The sequence below is a fragment of the Pontibacter qinzhouensis genome (genome assembly GCF_008017455.1).
Taxonomy (GTDB): domain Bacteria; phylum Bacteroidota; class Bacteroidia; order Cytophagales; family Hymenobacteraceae; genus Pontibacter; species Pontibacter qinzhouensis.
In genome coordinates this window covers 1-2,419 of record NZ_VRTY01000194.1, presented here as the reverse complement: position 1 = coordinate 2,419, position 2,419 = coordinate 1, and the positions used below count along the sequence as shown (strand labels likewise).

Annotated in this window: 3 protein-coding genes; all 3 read left to right on the top strand. The window is 50.8% G+C overall.

Annotated features, from left to right (window positions below):
* Nucleotides 1-193: 193 nt before the first annotated feature.
* Nucleotides 194-886 carry a hypothetical protein gene (locus FVR03_RS23905; protein WP_147924290.1) on the top strand — a complete coding sequence of 231 codons (693 nt, stop codon included), beginning with the start codon at nucleotides 194-196 and terminating at the stop codon, nucleotides 884-886.
* 187 nt (nucleotides 887-1,073) lie between these two features.
* A complete protein-coding gene (nfi, locus tag FVR03_RS23900) occupies nucleotides 1,074-1,757 on the top strand; it encodes a deoxyribonuclease V (protein ID WP_147924289.1) in 684 nt (227 codons plus the stop codon).
* A 108-nt stretch (nucleotides 1,758-1,865) separates the two neighbouring features.
* The coding region (locus tag FVR03_RS23895) for an SDR family NAD(P)-dependent oxidoreductase (RefSeq protein ID WP_255474387.1) at nucleotides 1,866-2,419 on the top strand (554 nt) is incomplete at its 3' end.

Below are 2,419 nucleotides of genomic sequence, written 5' to 3'. Positions count from 1 at the left end.
CAAAAGGATGGTGGCCGCTCCTCCACATCCCTATAAAATGGTTATTGCTTAAGTGCCTAATTCAATTATTTAAATAAAAATACCCTTCAGAAGGAATATTACCTAAAAACTGCCAAGGGTGTACCTTTCTTTTTTACTTCCGTAATTCTAAGATACTGCCAGGCAGCATCTGCAGCAAAACAGAACACACAACATGACGAAGCACCTGCTCTACCACCTCCTGCTGCTCTGCTGCGTGGTTGCCTATATATCGGCCTGCAACAATCCTGATTCCTCCACTAGAAAAGGCAGCGCCACTCCGCCAGCCACCCCCGACTCGTTAGAGGCCCTGCAGGAAGAGCACCAGCGCAAGAGCAACACGCCCGGCACCGACACCATGAGTTTTGCAACCGCCTTTTCGCATTTCTTCGATGCCCTGCAAGCCTCCGATACCCTGACGCTGCAGCACTACATCGATCCTGAAAATGGGCTTTGGGTAATTGAGCAACCAGGCGCCATGCCTAAAATGACGCACGTACAGGACCTGAAAACATTTCGGCGTGAATACCAGCAGCGGTCCTTCTTCACTATTAAAACCGAACTTCCAACCTGCGAGCTACAGCAGGAGCCTTTCCCGAACTTCGATTGCGCAGCCATGGACCAAGGACGCTCCGGCTACACCAAAGACGGCTGCTTTGCCTCCCCTGATGCTACTGCTTTTCAGAAAACCAACATCTGGGACCATGCCAGCCTCACCGGAACCGAGCTCCGGCAGGTGCACGCCACGCTCCCGCTCCTGCACCACTCTGTGCTTCACACCCAAAGCTCCTTCAGGTTCCATTTTGGTTTCAGCAAAGGCAGGTGGCACCTCTACTTCGCAGATTTGCGTATACCCTGCAGCGCCTAGGTTTTTGAATGAGTGAGTTCAGAGTGAGTGAGTAATTGAGCGAATTATTTGAATGTTTTTGGCCCTCCAGATTTTTTGCTGTTGCTACTGCTCTTTAAACCTTAGCATAACAGACTTCTTATAGTTAAGATTTAAAATTGAAAGATGCACTCATTCAACCATATAGCAATTTAACCATTGAACCAACATGTACTACCGCAGCCATAATGCTCCTGCACCCGACCCGGCTTTGGTGCGGGACCTTACTCGGCAACAGGAGGAAATGCAGCATCAGGTTATCCTCCAAAAGCCTGATTTCGACCTGAAGCTCATTGCCGGCTGCGACTCTTCTTTTTTAGACGAAAACACAATATTATCGGTGTTTGTGCTCCTGACCTATCCTGCCCTGGAACTGGTGGAGAAGGTGTGGCACGTTGGCCCTGTTACACTGCCCTATGTACCCGGCTTCCTGTCGTTCAGAGAAGCTCCGAACCTGCTCAAAACCTACGAGCTGCTGCAGCAGAAACCCGACCTGATTATGGTAGATGGACATGGTATTTCGCACCCGCGCCGCCTGGGCATTGCCACGCACCTGGGCCTGCACCTGCAGAAACCAACCATGGGTGTTGCCAAAAAAGTACTTGTGGGCAAGTACACAGAGCCTGCCCCTGAAAAAGGAGCCTTGTCGCCGCTTGCTTATAAAGGAGAAATAATTGCCAACGTGCTCCGGACCAAAGACAAGGTAAAACCTGTATTTGTATCGCCGGGGCACCTGCTAGACCTCGACACAGCCACCACCGTTGCCCTGGCCTGCACCCTGAAACACAAACTGCCGGAGCCCACCCGCCTCGCCGACCACTATGCAGCCGTATTGAAACCTGAAGCACGCTAAGGCAACCTTACCGCCGCCATCTGGTATAAACTTAGGTAGTACAACACAAAGGTGGCTGCAAGCATCTACCTATTATACAACCATTTAAACGCTATAAAACTAATGGCTATGAACGAAACTGCTCTTATTACCGGTGCCTCCAGTGGCATCGGCTTTGAACTGGCCCGCTGCTTTGCCCGCGACGGGTACCGCCTGGTGCTGGTGGCACACTACCACGATAAATTAGAAACTGCCTACGGAAAGCTGCAAAGCGAGTTCCCCGGCTGTGCCATTACCGCCATTGCCTGCGACCTGAGTAAACCAGAAGGTCCGGAGCAACTTTATGCCGAAACACACCGGCTGGGCCTGCAGATAGATATTTTAGTGAACAATGCCGGATTTGGTGAATACGGTCCTTTTGTGGAAACCGACCTGCAAAAGGAACTGGCCATGATACAGTTAAACGCCACCTCGCTGATGCACCTCACCAAGCTGTACCTCCGCGACATGATGCCACGCAAATATGGCAAAATACTGCAATTGGGGTCTGTGGTATCGTTTATGCCAAACCCGCTGCAGGCAATTTATGCGGCTACCAAGGCCTTTATTCTTTCTTTTTCGGAGGCTATACAACGAGAGCTGAAAGACACTGGCATTACAGTCACAATTCTATGTCCGCCAGA

Excerpts from the sequence above, each read along its gene's own strand:
- nfi (WP_147924289.1), top strand. The coding sequence starts at position 1,074 with ATGTACTACCGCAGCCATAATGCTCCTGCACCCGACCCGGCTTTGGTG.
- FVR03_RS23905 (WP_147924290.1), top strand. The coding sequence starts at position 194 with ATGACGAAGCACCTGCTCTACCACCTCCTGCTGCTCTGCTGCGTGGTT.